This is a genomic window from Pseudomonas sp. P5_B3, assembly GCF_056400405.1.
Genome location: NZ_JBFULI010000023.1, coordinates 1 through 21429, shown reverse-complemented (window position 1 = coordinate 21429; position 21429 = coordinate 1). Strand labels below are relative to the sequence as shown.

The following is a 21429-nucleotide window of genomic DNA, read 5'->3' as shown; positions in this document are numbered from 1 at the left end:
CATGAGTGTCTCGAACAAGGAACAGGGTCATCACAAAGAAGCGCTGCTGCCCAGCGCGCGGGATATCGACGCATTGGTGCGCGCCGAGCATATCGACCCTTTTGCGATTCTCGGCCCTCACGCCGATGGCGTCGGCGGGCAGTTCATTCGCGCTTATCTGCCGGGCGCCCTGAGTGTAGAAGTGCTGGCCCGGGACTCGGGCGAAGCGCTTGGGAATCTTCAAGCCACAGAGACACCGGGGTTGTTTGTCGGGCATTTCCAGCGTGCGCTGGCGTATCTGCTGCGCACCCGTTGGGCCGGCGGCGAGCAAACCGCGGAAGATCCTTACAGCTTCGGCCCGTTGTTGGGCGAAATGGATTTGTACCTGTTTGCCGAAGGCAATCACCGCGACCTCAGTGCGTGCCTGGGCGCGCAACTCAAGACTGTGGACGGCGTCGACGGCGTGCGTTTCGCAGTGTGGGCGCCGAATGCCCGGCGGGTGTCGGTGGTCGGTGATTTCAACGTCTGGGACGGACGCCGGCATCCGATGCGCCTGCGTCATCCCACTGGCGTCTGGGAGTTGTTCATCCCGCGTCTGCGAGCCGGGGACACCTACAAATACGAGATTCTCGGCGCCCACGGCATTCTGCCCTTGAAGGCTGATCCCGTGGCACTGGCCACCAGCCTGCCACCGGACACCGCCTCGAAAGTCGCTTCACCCTTGAACGTCGACTGGCAGGATCAGGACTGGATGCTGGCCCGGAGCGACCGCCACCGGGTGACTGCGCCCTTGTCGATCTACGAATTGCACGCCGGCTCATGGCAATGTGAGCTGGATGACCTGGGCGAAGTGGCCCGCCAGTACACCTGGCCCGAATTGACCGAGCGACTGATTCCCTATGTAAAAGACCTGGGTTTTACCCACATCGAACTGATGCCGATCATGGAGCACCCGTTCGGCGGTTCGTGGGGCTATCAGTTGTTGTCGCAATTCGCGCCGAGTGCGCGGTATGGCACGCCGGACGAGTTCGCCGCCTTCGTCAACGCCTGCCATGTGGCCGGGCTCGGGGTGATCCTCGATTGGGTGCCGGCGCATTTCCCCACCGATACCCATGGCCTGGCCCAGTTCGACGGCACGGCGTTGTACGAGTACGGCAACCCCCAGGAAGGTTTCCACCAGGACTGGGACACGCTGATCTACAACCTGGGGCGCACCGAAGTGCACGGCTACATGCTGGCGTCGGCGCTGCACTGGCTCAAGCATTTCCACGTTGACGGCCTGCGGGTCGATGCGGTGGCCTCGATGCTGTACCGCGACTACTCGCGCAAGGCTGGCGAATGGGTGCCGAACCGCCATGGCGGGCGAGAGAACCTCGAAGCCATCGACTTCCTGCGCCACCTCAATGACGTAGTGGCCCTGGAAGCGCCTGGTGCATTGGTCATCGCCGAAGAATCCACCGCCTGGCCGGGTGTCAGCCAGGGCACGCAACAGGGCGGCCTGGGCTTTGCCTACAAATGGAACATGGGCTGGATGCACGATTCGCTGCACTACATCCAGCAAGATCCGGTGTACCGCGCCCATCACCATAACGAGTTGAGTTTCGGCCTGGTGTATGCCTGGTCCGAGCGCTTCATCCTGCCGATTTCCCATGATGAAGTGGTGCACGGCAAACACTCGCTGATCGACAAGATGCCCGGCGACCGCTGGCAGAAATTCGCCAACCTGCGGGCCTACCTGAGTTTCATGTGGGCGCATCCGGGCAAGAAATTGCTGTTCATGGGCTGTGAGTTCGGCCAGTGGCGCGAGTGGAACCACGACCAGCAGCTGGACTGGTACCTGTTGCAATACCCCGAGCACAAGGGCGTGCAGAAACTGGTGTCTGACCTCAATCGTTTGTACCGCGAAGAGCCGGCGCTGCACGAGCAGGACGATGTGCCGCAGGGTTTCCAATGGCTGATCGGCGATGACGCGATCAACAGCGTTTATGCGTGGCTGCGCTGGAGCAAGGACGGCCGGCCTGTGCTGGTGGTGGCCAACTTTACGCCGGTGCCGCGCGAGGCTTATCGCGTCGGGGTGCCGTTTGCCGGGCAGTGGAGTGAAGTGCTCAACAGCGATTCGTCGATCTATGCCGGTTCCAACTACGGCAACAGTGGCGGGGCGGTGGCCGAGGAAACGCCGAGCCATGGGCAGGCGTTGTCACTGGTGCTGAATTTGCCGCCGTTGGCGGTGTTGATGTTAAGGCCGCAGGGCTGATCCGAAGTCGGCGGTGCTGCTATTCGCGAGCAGGCTCGCTCCCACACTGGATTGATGTCGTACTCAAAACCCGTGTGGGAGCGGGCCTGCCCGCGAAGGGGCCGGTGCAGTCGACGCCGACATTTGGCGCCTGGCAATGAATGGCGGTGATTCAGAGATGCACTTCCACCGCCAACGGCAAATGGTCGGACAGGTGCGTCCACGGCTTGTGCCCGAGTATTTGCGGCTCATGGCTGCTGGCGTTGCGCAGGTAGACGCGGTCCAGGCGCAACAAGGGAAACCGCGCGGGGTAGGTTTTGGCCGGGCGGCCATGGTGGCGTTCGAAGGCTTCGTGCAGATAATCGCGACGGGCCAGGGCGGCATTGCCCTGCAGCTGCCAGTCGTTGAAGTCGCCGGCAATGATCACCGGCGCATCATCCGGCAGGGACTCGAGGAGTTGGCAGAGCAACTGCAACTGCAGCTGGCGATGACTTTCCAGCAGGCTGAGGTGCACGCAAATGGCATGTACTTCGTTATGTCCCGGCACGTCCAGTACGCAGTGCAGCAAGCCGCGACGTTCCGGGCCGGTAATGGAAACATCCAGGTTTCGGTACTCGCGGATCGGGTATTTCGACAGCAAGGCATTGCCATGATGACCGTCGGGATAGACGGCATTGCGTCCATAGGCGAAGTCGCCCCACATGCTGTCGGCGAGAAATTCGTACTGCGAGGTTTGTGGCCAATCGTTGTAGCGGGAGGAATACCGGTCGTGTTCGCCGACGACTTCTTGCAGAAACACCAGGTCTGCYGACGTACTGCGCACCGCTTCACGCAACTCCGGGAGGATGAAGCGCCGGTTGAGTGCGGTAAACCCCTTATGGGTGTTGACCGTCAGCACGCGAAGTCGATGAATCGCCGGGGGTGTGTTCAACGGCGTTGATTGGGCTAGCTGCCGTTTTGAATGACTGGCCACATCCACTCCTCTGATTCAGGGCTGCTTATGTATGCGACTGATGCGTCGGCAGGCAGTTCAGTCTGACGGGGTGCGCTTTCAAACCAACACGATTTCATAAGGCAAACGGATACGCTCGAGCAGCGCCCGTGGCAGCAATGGCGCGAGACCGATGGCCGGTTCGCCGTCGAGTTGGCTGGCGTAGGCGTGGATGGCGTGGCTCTTGCGGGCGACGGTCCAGGTATCGAGGCGCACCTTGCGTGCACGATGCCAGGGAATCAGCTCCCGGTCCCGTGCCGGCCAGTGCCAGGCCCAGAGCGGTACGTCGTTGTAGGATGCCCCTGCGTTGGCCGCCGCCCTGGCGCTGGCCCGGCCGACGGTGTCGTGGTCGACGTTGCCGTCCTCGCACCAGGTGCTGAACACCACATCACCGGGGCGCAGGTAGCGCGCGATGAATCGGGCGATCTGTTCTTCGTGTTCCACCAGGGCATTGTCGGTAAACCCGCCACGAATCCATTTCAGGCTGTGCATCGGCAAACCGAGTCGGCGGATGGCTTCCACGCTTTCCTGGGGACGAAATACGCTGAGCCGTTTTTCCGACCACTGCCGAGAGCCTGGATGGCTGGCGCTGCCGTCGGTGATCGAGATCAATTGCAGCGGGTGGCCCAGGTTGCTGAGCAATTGCAGCAGGCCGCCGCAGGTCACGACCTCATCGCCGGGGTGCGGGGCAATGAGCACCGCGCGTGCGCCGGTGGGCACCAGGGATTGGGTGCTGATGACCGGGATGCTGTCCAGTTGCGGGGCACTGTTCCAGACTTGTGATGCCAGGCTGGCTTCGCTGACGGAAACGGATTTCATGGGGATTACGTCCTTGTTGTGTTTCGCCTTCAGTCGTGCGCGAGTCAAGCCCGGCCGACCCGTGAGGGCTGGTGGATAGCGTGGTGCGACAAGCCCGACCCTTGATGGCCGCGAATCGAGTATTGCTCATGTAACGCTATTCGTCGCATCGCGAACTTAACCAATATGATTTTTCCGCTCTACGGCAGTGGCGCCGTGATTTTTCAACCTCGTCGTTACTCTTCTTCCTCATGCTGCAACTCGAACAGCAGCAACGAACGGCCGGTGACCGAGTACTCGTGGCCAAACTCGAAGCGCTCCTGGCCGTGGATCGACGGCTGGTTGGTGTCGATCATGCACGTCCAGAAACCACCGTCAGGCACTTCCGGTAGCCGGAAATTGACGATGTCGTGATGCGCGTTGACCACCAGCATCAACGTTGCGTCGGCGCCTTTGCGGCGAATGCCGGTTTCCTGGGCGCGACCATCAAGCAGCATGCCCAGGCAACGATTGTGCGCATCGTGCCAATGTCTGGTGGTCATTTCCGTGCCGTCCGGCGCCAGCCAGGTCACGTCCTTGACGCCGATGTCCTCGTTGTAATTACCCACCAGGAAACGCCCGCGCCGCAGGATCGGATAGGTCAGGCGCAACTTGATCAGGCGTTTGACGAACTTGAGCAGGGCCTTGCCGTCTTCGCTGAGGTCCCAGTTGACCCAGCCTATCTCGCTGTCCTGGCAGTACGCATTGTTGTTGCCGTCCTGGGTGCGGGCGAACTCGTCGCCAGCCACCAGCATCGGCGTGCCCTGGGCCAGCAGCAGGGTGGCGAAGAAATTGCGCATCTGCCGATGGCGCAATGCGTTGATGTCGGGATCGTCGGTGGGGCCTTCGACGCCGTGGTTCCAGGACAGGTTGTTGTTGCTGCCGTCCTGATTGTTTTCGTCGTTGGCTTCGTTGTGCTTGTCGTTGTACGACACCAGGTCGTTGAGGGTGAAGCCGTCATGGGCGGTGACGAAGTTCACCGATGAATAGGGGCGGCGACCACGCTGATTGAACATCTCGCCTGACGCGGTCAGGCGGCTGGCAAAGTCCGCCAGTTGGCCGTCGTCGCCTTTCCAGAAGGCGCGCACGGTGTCGCGGAACTTATCGTTCCACTCGACCCAGCCCGGGGGGAAGTTGCCCACCTGATAACCGCCGGGGCCACAGTCCCAGGGTTCGGCGATCAGTTTGACCTGACGCAACACCGGGTCCTGGCGGCAGGCCACGAGGAAACTGTGGCGCTCGTCGAAGCCATCGTGGTATCGCCCGAGGATGGTCGCCAAGTCGAAGCGGAAGCCGTCCACATGCATTTCCGAGGCCCAGTAGCGCAGGGAGTCGGTGACCATTTGCAGCACGCACGGATGGCTCAGGTCCAGGGTGTTGCCGGTGCCGGAATCGTTGATATAGAAGCGCTTGTCATCGGGCTTGAGGCGGTAGTAGGACGCATTGTCGATACCGCGCATGGACAGGGTCGGGCCTTGCTCGTTGCCCTCGGCGGTGTGGTTGTAGACCACGTCGAGGATCACCTCCAGATTGGCTTCGTGCAGGTGCGCGACCATTTCCTTGAATTCGGCGATCTTGCCACTGGCCAGGTAACGCGGGTCGGGGGCGAAGAACGCGATGCTGTTGTAGCCCCAGTAATTGGTCATGCCCTTGTGCAGCAGGTGCTGGTCATTGACGAAAGCGTGGATCGGCAGCAACTCCACGGTCGACACGCCGAGCTTGCGGATGTGCTCCATCACATCATCGACCATCAACCCGGCAAAGGTGCCGCGCAGGTTTTCGGGAACGGCAGGGTGACGCATGCTGAAGCCGCGCACATGGGTTTCATAGATGATTGTCTTGTCCCACGGCACGCTGACGCGATGATCGTGGCCCCAGGTGTGCGCCGGGTCGATGACCTTGCATTTGGGCACGAAGGGCGCGCTGTCCCGTTCATCGAAGCTGAGGTCGGCCTCGGGGTGGCCGATGGTGTAGCCGAACAGCGCTTCGGACCATTTCAGCTTGCCGACCAGTTGTTTGGCGTAGGGGTCGATCAGCAGTTTGTTGGGGTTGAAGCGATGGCCGTTGGCCGGGTCGTACGGACCGTACACGCGATAGCCGTAGATCAACCCCGGATGGGCGTCGGGCAGGTAGCCGTGATAGATCTCGTCGGTGTATTCGGGCAGTTCGATGCGTTCGAGTTCCACCTCGCCGGTGTCGTCGAACAGGCACAGTTCAACTTTGGTGGCGTGGGCGGAAAACAGCGCGAAGTTGACGCCCAGGCCATCCCAGGTGGCACCCAGCGGAAAGGGCAGGCCTTCGCGGATTCGCGTGGCTTCGGCACGCGGGGCTGGCGCTGAGGCTTTCTTCGGACTGGTCATAGGTACTCCCACAAATACTTGTCAGTACTGCAACCTGTGGGAGCGAGCTTGCTCGCGATAGCGGTGTGTCAGTCCACATGGGTGTTGAATGGTGGACCGATATCGCGAGCAAGCTCGCTCCCACAGTTTTTCAGGGCGAGCATTACCCAACGTGGCAAGCGGACTCGGCACCCCTTCAATCAGGTCAAACGGCGTGCGCCTCAAACCGCCGGCGGTTTTCGCGCAGCCCGGGGCTTTTTCTCGACTGCCTTTTCTCCGGGCGGAATGACTTTCGAAGCTGCCGCAGGTTTGGCCTTGGCTTTCGGCGCAGCGGTCTTGCCATTGAGGGTCTTGTCCGGGCTGAGTTTTGCGTCTGCGGTTTTCTTCGGCGCTGTCTTGCTGGCGGGGGCCTTCGGTGACTTTTTCGGTGCCAGGGCTTCGGCTTCTGCCAGTTTGCGCGCCATCTCCCAGTGGCGGGCTTCCTGGCCCTCGGGTTTTCCTTCGGATTCCCAGATCTGATAGGCGAATTCGCGGATGCGTTTATCGTCGGTACTCATCGCAATGCTCCTGAACTGAACTCAAGTGTGGGTAGTTTGAATAAAGAGATTGACCGGGAAATCCCCCAGCGCGGCGCTGACCAGCAGCTCCCTGTGTTGTGTGACTGCGACGCCGGAAAAAAGTCCCTGCAGATTTTCGTCAGGGACGGTGAACGGCAATTTGACCCGGGTATCGCCCCACAGCGGCGCGTTGACCTGTGGTTCGGCACCGTTTTCCAGCAGCTCGGCACAACGTATCGGCACAATCACGATGGCGCGTGTTCCCTCCCGTTCACGGACAAAACCCAGCACTCGATGGGCCTCGCTGCCCACCACTTCCAGGGCCTGGTAAGTGCCACGCCGAAACAGCTCGGCATGCTCGGCACGCAAACCCAGGGTGCGCGCAATCAAGGCCTGCTTGATGCGCCCGTCACGCCAGTTCAGCAACAAGTCCGGCAGGTCCACCGCTTGCTGCAGCGCCTGCTGGCGGCTGGTGTAATCCACCGGGCGGCGGTTGTCCGGATCGACCAGGCTGAAGTCCCAGAAATCGTTACCCTGATACAGATCCGGCACGCCGGGTACGGTCATGCGCAGCAAGGTTTGCGCCAAACCGTTGAGTGCACCGGGCACGGCAATCGAACGGGCAGCCTTGGCGAGGGCCGTACGCAACAGCTCACCTTCGGGGCTGAGCAACAGGCGCTGGATGAAGTCCTCGCTCGCTTGCTCACAAGTGTCATTGGGCGCGCTCCAGCTGCTTTGCAGTTTGGCTTCGCGCAGGGCCTTGCGTTGCCATTGCCTCAGGCGTTTTGCGTAGTCTTCGAGCGCGAGCGGATTATCGAAACGCAATTGCAGAGGCCAACTGCCGAGAATTGTCTGGTACAGAATCAATTCATCGCCCGCCGAAGGCACTTGATCGTCACTGCGCAGTGGCCGGGCGAGGGTGCGCCACAGACCGATCTGGTCGGCGTACCAGTCGCTGCGCTCGCTCAATACCGCCAGCCGCGCCCGTGAATCTTCCCCGCGCTTGTGGTCGTGGGTAGCGCTGGCCAGCAGATTGTCCGGGAAGGCGTCGAGACGCTCGATGCAGGCTTGATGAAAGTCGGCAACCGGCGCACTGAACTGCTGGGTGTTGAACCCCACATCGTTGCGCGAGAGCAGGACCGCCGACCGATAGAGCGCGGTGTCTTCGACCGCTTTCGCCGCGGCCGGCGAAGTCAGTTGCTGGAAGCGTACGCAGGCGTGCTTGAGGCGTTTGCGCTGGCGACCGGCCGGGCGCTGCCGCCAGGGTTCACCGCCGAGCCAGCCGGCCAGGCAGTCGAGCACCGGCCAGTCTGCTTCGCCCAGGGTTTGCCGGGCACCGGCCATGGCCTGCTGGAAAAACACCTCGTCCTGGGCTGACCGGCCAAGGGGGCCGATGTAGGTGCGGTACACCGGGAAATGCACGATCAACGCCTGCAAGGCCCGGCGAATGGCGCCAAGGGTCAGGTCGCGGGTCATGAGATTGTCCCGGGCCACTTGCAGCAAGGCCTGGGCAACGCTTTCGAAATCCCCGGCGAGGGAGCCATTGAGGATTTGCTGACGGGCCAGTTGTGCTTCCTGGGAGAAGTCGGCGGTCCGCTCGCTGTGACGCTTCCAGCGCTCGGCCAGCGCCTGCGCACCCCTGGGGTCGGTTTGCAGCAGTGACAACTGGTTCATGAATTCGTAACCAGTGGTGCCATCCACCGACCAGTCACGAGGCAGGCTTTCACCTGCGCCGAGGATCTTTTCGACATAGATGGGCAGGTGGCGCCCCGCGGACAGGCTGTCGACCCGACGGCGCAGTTTTCGGCAGTAGCCCCGCGGGTCGGCAAGGCCGTCGATATGGTCGATGCGCAACCCGTCGATCAGCCCTTCAGCCACCAGTTGGAAGATCTTCGCATGGGTGGCTTCGAACACGGCGGGACGCTCGACGCGCAGTCCACCGAGTTCATTGATATCAAAGAAGCGCCGCCAGTTGATGTCGTCGGCGGCGGTGCGCCAACTGGCCAGGCGATAGCTCTGCCGCTCCAGCAGGTTGTGCAGGCGCTGCAAGCCCTCGCGGGTCACTGAGTCGTAGTTTTTCAGGTGCTGGTCAATGGCTTGGGCAATGGCCGGATCGCCGGTCAGGTCGCGCAGTTCTGCTTTCAGCGGTAGCGCCAGGCTGTGGGCATCGGTCTGGTAGCTCAGGGTGCTGAAGCGATCGGCCAGGGATTTGAGTTGTTCGGCCTGTTGCGTATCGAGCGGCGCATCGACCTTGAGCAGCTCGCCGTAATCCCAGGGGCAAATGGGAAAACGGTGTTCGTAGTACTCGACATGAAAGCTTCCGTGCCAGGCATCGAAGCGCAGGGGCAGGGTGCCGTCCTGCAACGCGACGCCATAGTCGCTGCCCAGAAACGGCAGGAGTAACTGGCCCTCCATCAACGGGTCGGGCGAGTGCCACTGGATGTCGAAAAATTCGCCGTAGGGGCTCAGGCGCCCCCACTCCAGCAAATCCAGCCACCAGGGATTATCACTGCCGCCGACCGCCATGTGGTTGGAGACGATATCGAGGATCAACCCCATGTTGTGCCCGTGCAGGGCACCGACCAGGCTGCGCAGCGCCGCTTCGCCGCCCAGCTCAGGATTGACCCTTGTCGGGTCCACCACGTCGTAGCCGTGCGTCGACCCGGCGCGCGCGCGCAACAGCGGGGAGGCGTAGACATGGCTGATGCCGAGACGGGCGAAGTACGGCACCAGTGGCACCGCGTCTTCCAGCGTGAAGCCTTTATGAAATTGCAGGCGCAACGTGGCGCGCAGTGGTCGGGTCGGCACTTGAGTCATCGATCACGCTCGGCCGCCTGCAGTCGCGCACAGGCGAGCAGTTCCAGACGCCGCGCGGCATCCGCTCCATCGAGCAGGGCCTCACTGTATCCGGGCAAGCGTCGCGACCAGTTCGGGTGAGTATCGATAGTGCCCGGCAGATTGGCCTGTTGTTCCACGCCAAGGGCATCTTCCAGTGGCAGCAACACCAGCGGCGAGCGGGTATGGCCGAGGAAGCGCACGCTGGCATCGAGCACCTGGTCGGTTTCGTGGGACTCTTCGCGGAAGTTCTGCGGGTCCTGGCTCAACGCCCGGCGCAGGCCCTCACGCTCGCGCTCGCGGTGCTGGCGCCATTCGATTTCAGCGCTGGCATCGACCATGCCGAGCCGGGCGTTCCAGTCGATATCGCGGCCATGCCACCAGCCGTTGAGGGTGGGCAGGTCATGGGTGCTGGTGGTCGCCAGGGCATTGTCCGGCCAGTCGAGGATGGGCTTGAAGTGCGTGTTGTCCTGCTCGAACAGCAACACCCGCATGCCGAGTATCGAACGGGCGATGAGTTTTTCCCGCAGGCCGTCCGGCACGGTGCCGAGGTCTTCGCCAAGGACGATGGCCTGGTGACGATGGGATTCCAGGGTCAGCAGACGCAGCAGATCGTCCACCGGGTAATACAGGTAGGCGCCGTCGGCCGGCGGCGAACCGTTAGGGATTACCCACAGACGCTGCAAGCCCATGACATGGTCGATGCGCAAGCCACCGGAGTGGGCGAAGTTGGCCCGCAGCATTTCGATGAAGGCCCGGAAACCATTGCGTACCAGGCCTTCGGGGGAGAACGCGGAAATCCCCCAGCCCTGGCCACTGCGGTTGAGAATGTCCGGTGGCGCACCGACGGTGAGAGAGGCGAGCAGTTCGTCCTGACGGCTCCAGGCCTGGCTGCCTCCGCCATCGGCACCGACGGCCAGATCGGCAATCAGGCCGATGCTCATGCCGCTGGCGCGGGCGGCGGTTTGCGCGCGCTCCAGGCAGCGCGTGATCAGCCACTGGCAGAAGGCGAAGAAGCCGATGCGTCCGGCATTTTCTTCGGCGAATGCCGCCAGTTCGGCGCTGCGCGGATTGCGCCAGGGTTCGGGCCACTGCCGCCAGTCGAGGTGTTCACCGCGGGCGGCGCGCGCCTCCTGGATGGCTTCGAAGCGACAGTGGTTTTCCAGCGCTTCGCCCGCCGCGTGACGAAAACTGCTGAAGTCTTCGTGCAACGGGTGTTCACCCTGGACGAAGCCTTCATATAGGGCCTGCAACAACCGATGCTTGGCTTCGGCGGCGGCCGGCCAGTCAATCAGCGGACGTTCTTGCAGCGCTTTGAATTCAATGGCCAGGCCGGTTGCATCGATGGCGGTACGCAGGGCGCGTTCGCCGAGAATGGTGCCGGGGGCGCAGTAAAGGCTGTTGAGAAACAAACGGCTGGACGGCGAATACGGGCTATAGCGTTGGGTGTCGCTTGAAAACATCGCATGCAACGGGCTGATCGCCAGCGCCTCGGCGCCACGCTCACCGGCCACCCGGGCGAGGTCCTCCAGAGCCTGGGTGTCACCAAACCCGCCATCGCCGGAGCGGCGCAATCCGTACAACTGCACGCTCAGGCCCCAGGCACGAGGAATGGGGTTATCCACGGCGTCGGCCACGCTGTAACAACGGGCCGGGGCCACCGCCAGGGTAAAGGTTTGTCCGTCGATGCCGACCTGTTGATAGCCGACCGGTACCAGCCCGGGCAGCACCGCGTTGGCGTCCAGTCTCAGGTTGAGCCGCGAACCGTCTTCGAGGTGGATTTCGCAAGGGGTTTGGGGCTCGAAATAACGCGCCAGGTCCAGGCCCACCCCCACATCGGCGGTGATCAATGGCGGCAAGTGGTGGGTCTGTTGCGCCGCTTGCAATTCCAGCAGGCTGGCGTCGATTTCCTGGGCACTGCCGGCCGGGTGGCCAAGGCCGCTCAGCACGTTGCGCAACACTGACGGCGCGACTTTTTGCGGGCGGCCGTTGGCGTCGATCCAGTCGACCGCGAGACCGGCACGGCTGGCCAGGATTTCCAGTTGCGCATCACTCATGGACGCTCTCCAAACGAGGTAGCAAAGGGGGCTGCAGCGGTGAGGCTGACGAGCGCGCAATACGGGGCAAGGGTGCCCTGGTCCAGAAGGCCGGCACTCTCTGGCGGGTATTCGAATAACCGCACGGCACCGGTCTGTGAGGTGTGGCCTACGGGCCTGTCGCTGAGGTTCAGGTCAATGCGCAGCTGGCTGCCATCGCCCAATCGCCAGGCTGCACTGACCGCGCCTTCGCCCAGCACGTCGGTGCCCAGTGCCTGGGTGCCCGGCAAGTGCGGGACGATGAGCCGGTGCCGGATCTGCAACAGTCGGCAGTACAGGTCGTGCATCTCGCTGTGGCCGATCGAGGGCAGGACAGGGCAGGACGCTGCAAATGTCTGCGGATCATTCGGGTCCGGAATGTGTTCGCGTTGACGCGAGTCCGCAAACGCGCTGAACGCCGCGAACTCGTTGCGCCGGCCATCGCGGACTAACTTCGCCAACTCACCATGATGGCTGGTGAAAAACAGGAAGGGTTGCTCGACGGCAAACTCGTCACCCATGAACAGCAGCGGAATCATCGGCGACAGCAGCAGCAACGCCGTGGCGGCCCGCAGCGCTTGCGGGTGGGCGAGTTGATGCAGGCGCTCGCCGAACGCCCGATTGCCGATCTGGTCATGGTTCTGCAAAAACAGGATGAAGGCGTTGGGCGGCAAATGCCCGCTGGGTTCACCGCGCGCCACACCATGGCGGTTGAGATGGCCCTGGAACACGAAACCCTGGCTCAGGCAGCGCGCCAGTTGTTCGGTGGGGTTTTGCGCGTAGTCGGCGTAATAGGCGTCGGTTTCGCCGGTCAGCAATACGTGCAGGGCGTTGTGGCCGTCATCATTCCATTGCGCGTCGTAACCCTGTTCGAGCAGGCTGGCCTGGTTGTGTTCGTTCTCGACCATCAGCCACACATGCCGCGCCGGTCCCGTCTGCTGGCGCACCCGTCGCGCCAGTTCCTGAAGAAAATCCGGATCCTGGATGGCGTGCACCGCGTCCAGGCGCAATCCGTCGAAACGGTATTCCAGCAGCCACATCAAGGCGTTTTCGATGAAGAAGTCCCGTACTTCGCGACGGCGCAAGTCGATTGCCGCGCCCCAGGGCGTGTGTCGGTCTTCGCGAAAGAAACCACTGGCATAACGATGCAGGTAATTGCCGTCCGGGCCGAAGTGGTTGTAGACCACGTCGAGAATCACCGCCAGACCGTGGCCGTGGGCGGTGTCGATCAAGTGCTTGAGTTGCTCGGGTGAGCCGTATGAAGCCTGGGGCGCGTAGGGCAGGACGCCGTCATAGCCCCAATTGCGCTCACCGGGAAACTGCGCGATGGGCATCAGTTCGATCGCGGTGACACCCAGTTCGACCAGGCGTGCCAGATGCTGCTCGACGGCAGAGAAGCCGCCGAGCGCACCGACGTGCAACTCATAAATCACCGCTTCGTGCCACGGTCGTCCCAGCCAGGTACTGTGTTGCCACGCATAGGCCAACGGATCGACCACCACGCTGGGCTGGTCAATGCCGCCGGCCTGAGCGCGAGAGGCAGGGTCGGGCACCTCCAGCTCGCCGTCGATGCTGTAGCGGTAGCGCGTGCCTGCCGGGCATCGGGTGTTGCTCACGAACCAGCCGTCGGCCTGGGGCAGCAACGGCAAGGACTGTCCATTTTCCAGTTCGACACTGACGTAGAACGCATCTGGCGCCCACAACGCGAATCGCGTGTGCTCTGCGTCCAGCATGATTGCGCCGTGAGGCCAGGTCTCAAGGGTCCGTAACGGCATCTTGAAAGCCTCTTACTGTTTGTTCGATTTCCCCAACGCTTTTGCCACAAGCCGTTCATAGAGTTCGGCGTAGGGTTCGACCGCCTTGCACCAGTTGAACGGCGCGGCCATGGCCCGGCAACGCATGGCGTGCAGCAGGTCGGGAAAGGCGAATACCTTGAATGCGCGACTCAGGGCTTCCTGATAGCTCTGCACCGTGGATTCATCGAACAGGAAACCGGTTACGCCGTTCTCGATGGTGTCGGCCAGGCCACCGGTATTGCGTGCCACCGGCAACGAGCCGAAGCGCTGGGCGTACATCTGGCTCAGGCCGCACGGCTCGTAACGCGACGGCATCAGCAGGAAGTCGCTGCCGGCGAACATGCGTCGGGCGTCGGTTTCGTTGAAGCCGATGCGCACGCCGATCTGCCCGGGGAAACGCAGGGCCAGTTCGCGCATCGACTGTTCTTCTTCCGGCTCGCCACGGCCGATGATCGCGATCTGGCCACCGGATTTGACGATGTATTCAGAGACCGCCTCGGTGAGGTCCAGGCCTTTCTGATAAACCAGCCGCGAGACCACTGCAAACAGTGGGCCTTCGGAATGTTCCAGGCCAAACAGCTCGCGGACATGAGCGGCGTTCACGGCCTTGCCCTCCCAGTCGCCGATGCTGAACGGGCAGAACAGGTGCGGATCGGTCGCCGCATCCCAGCTTTCATCGATGCCGTTGGGAATCCCGCTGAGCAGGCCTTGCTGGGTCTTGGCGGCGAGAAAACCGTCGAGACCGCAGCCGAAATCCGGGGTAGTGATTTCCTGGGCGTAGGTCGCGCTGACCGTGGTGATGTGGCTCGAATAGGCCATGCCGGCCTTGAGGAACGACATCTTGCCGTAGAACTCCATGCCTTCTTGCTGCAGCGCGTGATGGGGGATGCCCAATTCGGGGCACGAACCCAGGCTGATCACGCCCTGGTACGCCAGGTTGTGGATGGTGAACAGGGTGGGCGTGCGCTGTCCACGCCAGTGCATATAAGCAGGGGCCAGACCGGCCGGCCAGTCATGGGCGTGCACCAGGTCCGGGCACCAGTGGATTTGCGCGAGGTTGGCGGCAATATCGGCCGCCGCCAGGCCCAGGCGGGCGAAACGGATATGGTTGTCCGGCCAGTCGCGGCCGTTGTTGGCGCCGTAGGGCGAACCTTCGCGCTCGTAGAGTTCGGGGCAGACCAGTACGTAAATGACCAAACCGTCGGGCATGTCCATGCGCCCGATCTTGCACGGTGGCAATGCAGCATGACCGCCAAGCTCACCGATGATATGAATGGGGTTCTCGCTGTGCATCACCTGCGGGTAACCCGGGATCAACACCCGCACATCGTGCAGATGGGCCATGGCCCGCGGCAGCGCTGCGGAAACGTCGCCCAGGCCACCGGTTTTCACCAGGTCGGCGATTTCCGAGGTAACGAACAAGACTTTTTTTCGGTTCGGATTCCGGTTGGCTACCGGGGTCAGCGTCCTGCTGCCTGGAACACTGACGGGTTGGGTGTTTGCGGCAGTTACGGCGCTCGACTCACCGACCTGATGAGCACGCTCTCCCTGTATTTCCATAGCCGTACTGGTCATATGAATCTCCCGTGTTGTTGATCTAATTCTTAGGTCTGGCAAACGGTGTTCCATGGCCAATTTCCGTGGCCGGGCGCAAACGCGCTACGCATCAGTGAGCAAGCGCTGCCCAATGCGCTGAAGCAGAATGGGTGAATGAGCCACTGCAAAGATTGCACCAGTCGCAACGCACCGTCTTTTCAGAGGACCGATCGGGACTGGAAAAAGTTTCGACTATTTTTCCACTTTGTGACCGGCCGGTTTCGTCTCGAGAAAATGAGTCTAGGCCAGAACTTAGAGCGGTGAAGGCCGGATGGCAAAATTGTTCGACAATCGGTTTGTAGCGGTACGGACGTGCCTGATCGAGGTGCAAATGCCCCGACGAAGTGCATGTTTTTTTGCGTTTTGGCCGCAAAAAGTCACGGGGCAGTCACATAAATGTGCGCCACGTTTTGGTGGTGGTGCACTGTTAAGGTGCAGTCTGGCCAGTCCCGCATTTGGCCGAACCACTGCCTTACTGCCCACCTTGGTGCCTTGTTATAGTTCGGGCCTCATTTTTGCCCGCAAAAGGATCACTGGCATGTCTCGGTACAGCGCGTTCAACGTCGAACTGGTCGATAAAATCGCCCATGTGCAGATCAACCGCCCGGAGAAGATCAACTCGATGAACGCTGCGTTCTGGAGCGAGATCGTCGAGATCTTCCAGTGGATCGACGACACCGATGAAGTGCGCGTGGTGGTTCTCAGCGGCGCAGGCAAGCATTTCTCCTCGGGTATCGACCTGATGATGCTGGCGGGCGTGGCCAATGAACTGGGCAAGGACGTCGGACGCAATGCGCGCCTGTTGCGGCGCAAGATCCTCACCCTGCAAGCGTCGTTCAATGCCGTCGATAACTGCCGCAAACCGGTGCTTGCGGCGATTCAGGGTTACTGCCTGGGTGGCGCCATCGACCTGATTGCCGCGTGCGACATGCGTTATGCCGCCGAGGACGCACAGTTTTCGATCAAGGAAATCGACATCGGCATGGCCGCCGACGTCGGCACGTTGCAACGCTTGCCGCGGATCATCGGTGACGGCATGCTGCGTGAACTGGCTTACACTGGTCGCACGTTTGGCGCCGACGAAGCAAGGAGCATGGGCCTGGTCAATCGCGTCTACAGCGACAACGCCAGCCTGCTCGACGGCGTCATGGGCATTGCCCGCGAAATCGCCGGCAAGTCGCCGATCGCCGTCACCGGCACCAAAGAGATGATCAGCTACATGCGCGACCATCGCATCGATGACGGCCTCGAATACATCGCTACCTGGAACGCCGCCATGCTGCAATCCACCGATCTGCGCGTGGCCATGGCCGCCCATATGAGCAAACAGAAACCCGAATTTCTGGATTGATAAACCATGATTCCTCGCTGGACCACTGCAGTACTGGACACCGATCAACCCGGCGGCTGGGCTGTCGCGCGCAGCCCCGAAGGCTTTCTGTTCGATGACAATGGCGCACTGTTTGCGCGCGAATGGCTCAAGCGCCAGGACCTGCCGATTCTCGCCGAGCATGGCATCGGTCATCTCGATGGCGAGCCGGTCTATCTGCTGGAGCTGCGCAATCACAGCGAGGTGCCGGGCTGCAACTGGAAAGGCCTGCGGGCGTTCATGCTGGAGGGCGATCACACGCTCTACAAGGTGCTTGGTTACGCCGCGCAGATCGGCACCTGGGCCCGTGAACATCGCTTTTGCGGTAACTGCGGTCAGGCCATGATCCAGGTGCCGCGCGAACGGGCGATGTATTGCCAGCCGTGCGATCTGCGCAGCTATCCACGGATTTCGCCGAGCATGATCGTACTGGTGACCCGCGGCGACGAGATTCTGCTGGGGCGTTCGCCGCGTTTTGTGCCGGGGGTCTACAGCACCCTGGCCGGGTTTGCCGAGCCGGGCGAATCGGCCGAGGACTGCCTGATTCGCGAGGTTCGCGAAGAGGTGAGCATCGAGGTCAAGAACATCCAGTACATGGGCAGCCAGTGCTGGCCGTTCCCGCACTCGATGATGCTCGGCTTTCATGCCGAATATGCCGGTGGCGAGATTGTCTGTCAGGAAGACGAAATCGAGGACGCCCAGTGGTTCAACGTGCACGAGCTGCCGCCGTTGCCGGCGTCACGCTCGATTGCCCGTTACCTGATCGACGTCTATGTGGCGCGGCGCTTAGGCCACGCTGAACCAGTGCTGCCAGGCTAGGCGCACCGTTAGGCCCAACACCACGGTGATGAACACCGGACGAATGAATTTCGCACCGCCACTGATGGCGGTGCGGGCGCCGAAGAACGCGCCGACCATCAACGACGAGCCCATGCACAGGCCGATGATCCAGTCCACCTGACCGGAAAAGATGAAGATCGACAGCGCTGCCGCGTTGCTGACGAAGTTCATGCTGCGCGCCACGCCGCTGGCCTTCACCAGGTCGACGGGGTAGAGCAACAGGCTGCTCACGGTCCAGAACGCGCCCGTGCCGGGACCGGCCACGCCGTCATAGAAGCCGAGGCTGAAGCCTTGGGTCGACTGCCACTTTTTCTTGATCGGTGCATCGCTGTCCGTTGGCGCTTTCGGCGTGCCGCCAAACAAAAGATAAACGCCACAGGCGAAGACGATCACCGGCAGCATTTTGTTCAGCCACTCCGCCGGCAGGTAATGCGCGACCACGGCACCGGTCAGCGCGCCGACCAGGGTGCCGATGATGGCGTGCATCCATTGCGCGGGGTGGAACAGCTTGCGGCGGTAGAAGGTGAAACTGGCAATCGCCGAACCGAAGGTCGAGCTGAGCTTGTTGGTGCCCAGTACCAGGTGCGGCGGCAGGCCGGCGGTCAACAAGGCGGGGGTGGTCAACAGGCCGCCGCCACCGGCGATGGCATCGATGAAACCGGCAACAAAAGCGACAAGGGCCAGGATGGCCAGGGTGGAGAGGTCAACGCTGAGTTCGAAAGGCATGGGATCGGCTTATTCGGCGGGTGCAGGAAGAGGCTGCGGGGAAGGGCAGCATCTTAACCACCTGCACACACAAAACCAATGTAGGAGCGAGCCTGCTCGCGATGGCGTCATCACATTCAACATTCATGTTGACTGATAGATCGCTATCGCGAGCAGGCTCGCTCCTACAGTTTGATCAGTGTTTACAAGCCAAGATCCGACAGCCCCGGATGATCGTCAGGCCGACGCCCCAGCGGCCAGTGGAACTTGCGCTCGCTTTCCTTGATCGGCAGGTCATTGATGCAGGCGAAGCGCCGGGCCATCAGGCCGTCCTCGTTGAACTCCCAGTTTTCGTTGCCGTAGGAGCGGAACCAGTTGCCCGAGTCGTCATGCCACTCATAGGCATAACGCACGGCGATGCGGTTGCCGGTAAAGGCCCAGAGTTCCTTGATCAGCCGATAATCCAGCTCCTTGGCCCATTTGCGGGTCAGGAAGCCTTTGGCCTCTTCTCGGTTGTAGGCGAACTCGGCGCGATTGCGCCATTGAGTGTCCAGGGTGTAGGCCAGGGACACGCGCTCGGGGTCGCGGGAGTTCCAGCCGTCTTCAGCCAGGCGAACTTTTTCAATGGCCGATTCACGGGTGAAAGGGGGTAATGGCGGACGAACTTCGGCATCAGACATTTCAAGTCTCCGTATCAAGTTAAAGTTCAAGCAATTGTCGAGCTTGATCAGGTTGCTACAGGTCCAATAACTTTCGCGCCATGCATTGCGCATTATCGGCGGCACTGTGATCACCCATTACAAGCGCCACGGTAATGGCACCATCGATCAGGATCAGCAGTTGTCTGGCCAGCATCTGCGGATCCTCGGCGCCATGTTCGGTACACAGCTCGCACACGTAGTCGAGCAGCTTCTGTTTATGCTCTTTGGCGACCAGGCGCACCGGGTCTTGCGGGTCGCCGGTTTCGCCACTGGTGTTGATGAAGGCGCAGCCACGAAAGCCCTCGGACGCGAACCACGATTTGAGCACGGTAAACAGGTTAAGCAGTCGTTCGGCCGGGGTTTGTGCCTGGCAGACTGCGCCTCTGTACCAGTGCATCCAGCGCTGGTCGCGACGTTGCAGGGCGGCTACCACCAGATCGTCCTTGTTGGCGAAGTAGCGGTAAATGCTCTTTCTGGAGACGCCGGCGGTTTTCACCAGAAGATCCATGCCCGTGGCGGCTATGCCACTTTTGTAGATCAACTTTTCGGTGACATCCAGAATGATGTCGCGTGTTTCATTGCTAGTGAATTCGTTCATGTAGCTAACAGTAGAACGATCGTTCTCCATGGTCAATCGGTTTTTGTGTCGTTTGACAAATGGCTATCACGAGCAAGCTCGCTCCCACAGGGAAGCGCATATCAACATGTGGGAGCGAGCTTGCTCGCGATGGCGTCATTACTGACGGTAACAAGACCCGAACCTTTGCATGGTGTAAGCTCTCGGGTTCTTCGGATTCGACCCATTGCGAGCCCTATGCCGTTGCTTTTCAAACGTTCCCTGCTGCCCAAACTGCGCAGTTTTCCGCTGACGGCCGATGCCGTCGGCATCCTCTCTGGCGCTGCCGAATTCCGTCGTTGCCTGCTGGAGAAGATCGCCAGCGCGACCCGGCGCATCTATATCGTTGCGCTGTACCTGCAACAGGATGAAGCCGGCCAGGAAATTCTCGATGCCTTGCACGCGGCCAAGCTGGCGCGTCCGGAACTGGACGTGGTGGTGGTCGTCGACTGGCTGCGCGCCCAGCGCGGCCTGATTGGTGCCGGCAAGCAACCGGGCAACTCCGCCTGGTATCAGGAAATGACCCGCACCCATGCCAGCGAAGTGCCGATCTACGGAGTCCCGGTGCAAACCCGCGAACTGTTCGGTGTGTTGCACCTCAAAGGCTTCGTGATCGATGACTGCGTGATCTACAGTGGCGCGAGCCTGAACAACGTCTATCTGCACAAGTTCGACAAGTACCGCTACGACCGCTATCACCTGCTGCACAATCGTGATCTGGCCGATTCGATGCAGCACCTGGTGCAGCACGGCCTGGTGGCTTCCAAGGCGGTGCACCGCCTCGACCTGCCGAACCTGCCGACCACCCGCAGCCTGCGCCATGACATCGGCGACCTGCGCAGCCGCCTCAAGCACGCGGCGTACGACACTTCGCGGGGCACTACCGACAGGAGCGGTTTGTCTGTCAGCCCCTTGCTCGGCGTCGGCAAGAACAATCCGCTGAACCGGGTGATCTGCGAACTGATCGCCAGCGCCCAGCAGCAACTGACCATTTGCACACCGTACTTCAACCTGCCGCTGGCGGTCATCCGCGAGATCAACCGTGCGTTGGCCCGTGGGGTGAAGATCGACATTGTGGTCGGCGACAAGACGGCCAACGATTTCTACATTCCGCCGAGCGAACCGTTCCGGGTTATTTCGGCGCTGCCGTACCTGTACGAAATCAGCTTGCGCCGGTTTGCCAAGCGCCATCAGCGCGACATCGACAGCGGCCAGTTGAACCTGCACCTGTGGCGTGATGGCGACAACACCTATCACCTCAAGGGCATGTGGATCGACCGGCGCTATACCTTGCTGACCGGCAACAACCTCAACCCACGGGCGTTTCGACTCGATCTGGAAAACGCCTTGTTGATCGATGATCCCCATGGCGAACTGCTGGAGCCGCGTCGCGATGAGCTGACAAAGATCTTCCAGCACACCTCGCGTATCGAGCATTTCCAGAACCTGGAAACCCTCGCCGAGTACCCGGCGGGCGTGGCCAGGTTCCTCAAGCGCGTGAGTCGTGTGCGGATCGAGCGGTTGCTTTACCGCATTCTGTAAATCCGGTGGACTTCAGAAAAGCAATCGTCGGATCGCCGCCCGGAGCAAGCTCGCACACAGTGGATCGGGGTCGAACACAACATTGTGGCCGACCACAAACCCTGTGGGAACGAGCTTGCTCGCGAAAGCGGCCTGTCAGTCGATCAAATACACCACAGACGAACGAACCCAACAAACAGGCCGGCCGGTAGGCCGCCTCGAGCGCTGTTGCGGTGTACGCCCCCTCGTGAGGCCGAGCGCAGGTTCTGCGCAGTGGGCAACCCGGCATGGATGCCGGGTTAGCCGCCGCCGGCCATGGATGGCCGATGGCGGCGGGCCCACGGAGCAGGACCGGAGCGAGGGCATGCCGAGCCACAGCTAGGCACCGAACGTCAGGGGCAAGAGCCCTTTGGTTACTTTGGGGCTTTTCCAAAGTGAC

At 61.6% G+C, this 21429-nt stretch carries 15 protein-coding genes; 4 read left to right on the top strand and 11 right to left on the bottom strand.

Translation table 11 applies throughout. The features are described from left to right. Window position 1: 1 nt before the first annotated feature. Window positions 2–2233, top strand: coding sequence for a 1,4-alpha-glucan branching protein GlgB (glgB, locus tag AC1DRN_RS15150; RefSeq protein WP_223462878.1), 2232 nt, complete (start codon window positions 2–4; stop codon window positions 2231–2233). Between the two features lie 151 nt (window positions 2234–2384). On the opposite strand, the gene AC1DRN_RS15145 is transcribed toward glgB, so the two are convergent. The 8 genes from AC1DRN_RS15145 to glgA form a co-directional block, all read right to left on the bottom strand. Then, the gene (locus AC1DRN_RS15145; protein ID WP_223462877.1) at window positions 2385–3185 is read right to left on the bottom strand and encodes an endonuclease/exonuclease/phosphatase family protein; all 801 of its coding nucleotides are present in this window, start codon (window positions 3183–3185) and stop codon (window positions 2385–2387) included. A gap of 78 nt (window positions 3186–3263) precedes the next feature. After that, window positions 3264–4022: a PIG-L deacetylase family protein gene (locus AC1DRN_RS15140; protein ID WP_223462876.1), complete on the bottom strand. Its 759-nt coding sequence runs from the start codon at window positions 4020–4022 to the stop codon at window positions 3264–3266. A gap of 215 nt (window positions 4023–4237) precedes the next feature. After that, the gene (gene glgX, locus AC1DRN_RS15135; protein ID WP_223462875.1) at window positions 4238–6400 is read right to left on the bottom strand and encodes a glycogen debranching protein GlgX; all 2163 of its coding nucleotides are present in this window, start codon (window positions 6398–6400) and stop codon (window positions 4238–4240) included. A gap of 200 nt (window positions 6401–6600) precedes the next feature. Then, a complete protein-coding gene (locus AC1DRN_RS15130) occupies window positions 6601–6936 on the bottom strand; it encodes a DUF2934 domain-containing protein (protein ID WP_223462874.1) in 336 nt (111 codons plus the stop codon). Between the two features lie 21 nt (window positions 6937–6957). Beyond that, on the bottom strand, window positions 6958–9753 hold the full coding sequence (locus AC1DRN_RS15125; RefSeq protein ID WP_223462873.1) for a malto-oligosyltrehalose synthase: 2796 nt from the start codon (window positions 9751–9753) through the stop codon (window positions 6958–6960). Then, window positions 9750–11828: a 4-alpha-glucanotransferase gene (gene malQ / locus AC1DRN_RS15120; RefSeq protein WP_223462872.1), complete on the bottom strand. Its 2079-nt coding sequence runs from the start codon at window positions 11826–11828 to the stop codon at window positions 9750–9752. The genes AC1DRN_RS15125 and malQ overlap by 4 nt, the downstream gene beginning before the upstream one ends. After that, window positions 11825–13621, bottom strand: coding sequence for a malto-oligosyltrehalose trehalohydrolase (gene treZ / locus AC1DRN_RS15115; RefSeq protein WP_223462871.1), 1797 nt, complete (start codon window positions 13619–13621; stop codon window positions 11825–11827). The genes malQ and treZ overlap by 4 nt, the downstream gene beginning before the upstream one ends. A 12-nt stretch (window positions 13622–13633) precedes the next feature. Beyond that, window positions 13634–15217 (bottom strand): glycogen synthase GlgA, encoded by a 1584-nt coding sequence (gene glgA / locus AC1DRN_RS15110; protein WP_457266131.1) that lies wholly within the window; start codon window positions 15215–15217, stop codon window positions 13634–13636. Between the two features lie 559 nt (window positions 15218–15776). Here glgA and AC1DRN_RS15105 point away from each other — a divergent pair. Together AC1DRN_RS15105 and nudC are read left to right on the top strand one after the other, a co-directional pair. After that, window positions 15777–16589: a crotonase/enoyl-CoA hydratase family protein gene (locus AC1DRN_RS15105; RefSeq protein ID WP_223462869.1), complete on the top strand. Its 813-nt coding sequence runs from the start codon at window positions 15777–15779 to the stop codon at window positions 16587–16589. A 6-nt stretch (window positions 16590–16595) separates the two neighbouring features. After that, entirely contained in the window at window positions 16596–17426 is an 831-nt protein-coding gene (nudC, locus tag AC1DRN_RS15100; protein ID WP_223462868.1) for an NAD(+) diphosphatase, read from the top strand. On the opposite strand, the gene AC1DRN_RS15095 is transcribed toward nudC, so the two are convergent. From AC1DRN_RS15095 to AC1DRN_RS15085, 3 genes are all read right to left on the bottom strand, one after another. Further along, the gene (locus tag AC1DRN_RS15095) at window positions 17394–18173 is read right to left on the bottom strand and encodes a TSUP family transporter (RefSeq protein ID WP_223462867.1); all 780 of its coding nucleotides are present in this window, start codon (window positions 18171–18173) and stop codon (window positions 17394–17396) included. The genes nudC and AC1DRN_RS15095 overlap by 33 nt on opposite strands. A 182-nt stretch (window positions 18174–18355) precedes the next feature. Further along, window positions 18356–18832: a nuclear transport factor 2 family protein gene (locus tag AC1DRN_RS15090; RefSeq protein WP_223462866.1), complete on the bottom strand. Its 477-nt coding sequence runs from the start codon at window positions 18830–18832 to the stop codon at window positions 18356–18358. 55 nt (window positions 18833–18887) lie between these two features. Next, window positions 18888–19451, bottom strand: coding sequence for a TetR/AcrR family transcriptional regulator (locus AC1DRN_RS15085; protein WP_223462865.1), 564 nt, complete (start codon window positions 19449–19451; stop codon window positions 18888–18890). Window positions 19452–19667: 216 nt separating this feature from the next. Here AC1DRN_RS15085 and pssA point away from each other — a divergent pair, with 216 nt between their 5' ends. Next, window positions 19668–21011, top strand: coding sequence for a CDP-diacylglycerol--serine O-phosphatidyltransferase (gene pssA / locus AC1DRN_RS15080; protein ID WP_223462864.1), 1344 nt, complete (start codon window positions 19668–19670; stop codon window positions 21009–21011). Window positions 21012–21429 lie beyond the last annotated feature (418 nt).

Coding starts and splice junctions, on each gene's coding strand:
- glgB (WP_223462878.1), top strand. CDS start 2: ATGAGTGTCTCGAACAAGGAACAGGGTCATCACAAAGAAGCGCTGCTG.
- AC1DRN_RS15140 (WP_223462876.1), bottom strand. CDS start 4,022: ATGAAATCCGTTTCCGTCAGCGAAGCCAGCCTGGCATCACAAGTCTGG.
- glgX (WP_223462875.1), bottom strand. CDS start 6,400: ATGACCAGTCCGAAGAAAGCCTCAGCGCCAGCCCCGCGTGCCGAAGCC.
- AC1DRN_RS15130 (WP_223462874.1), bottom strand. CDS start 6,936: ATGAGTACCGACGATAAACGCATCCGCGAATTCGCCTATCAGATCTGG.
- AC1DRN_RS15125 (WP_223462873.1), bottom strand. CDS start 9,753: ATGACTCAAGTGCCGACCCGACCACTGCGCGCCACGTTGCGCCTGCAA.
- malQ (WP_223462872.1), bottom strand. CDS start 11,828: ATGAGTGATGCGCAACTGGAAATCCTGGCCAGCCGTGCCGGTCTCGCG.
- treZ (WP_223462871.1), bottom strand. CDS start 13,621: ATGCCGTTACGGACCCTTGAGACCTGGCCTCACGGCGCAATCATGCTG.
- glgA (WP_457266131.1), bottom strand. CDS start 15,217: ATGACCAGTACGGCTATGGAAATACAGGGAGAGCGTGCTCATCAGGTC.
- AC1DRN_RS15105 (WP_223462869.1), top strand. CDS start 15,777: ATGTCTCGGTACAGCGCGTTCAACGTCGAACTGGTCGATAAAATCGCC.
- nudC (WP_223462868.1), top strand. CDS start 16,596: ATGATTCCTCGCTGGACCACTGCAGTACTGGACACCGATCAACCCGGC.
- AC1DRN_RS15095 (WP_223462867.1), bottom strand. CDS start 18,173: ATGCCTTTCGAACTCAGCGTTGACCTCTCCACCCTGGCCATCCTGGCC.
- AC1DRN_RS15090 (WP_223462866.1), bottom strand. CDS start 18,832: ATGTCTGATGCCGAAGTTCGTCCGCCATTACCCCCTTTCACCCGTGAA.
- AC1DRN_RS15085 (WP_223462865.1), bottom strand. CDS start 19,451: ATGAACGAATTCACTAGCAATGAAACACGCGACATCATTCTGGATGTC.
- pssA (WP_223462864.1), top strand. CDS start 19,668: ATGCCGTTGCTTTTCAAACGTTCCCTGCTGCCCAAACTGCGCAGTTTT.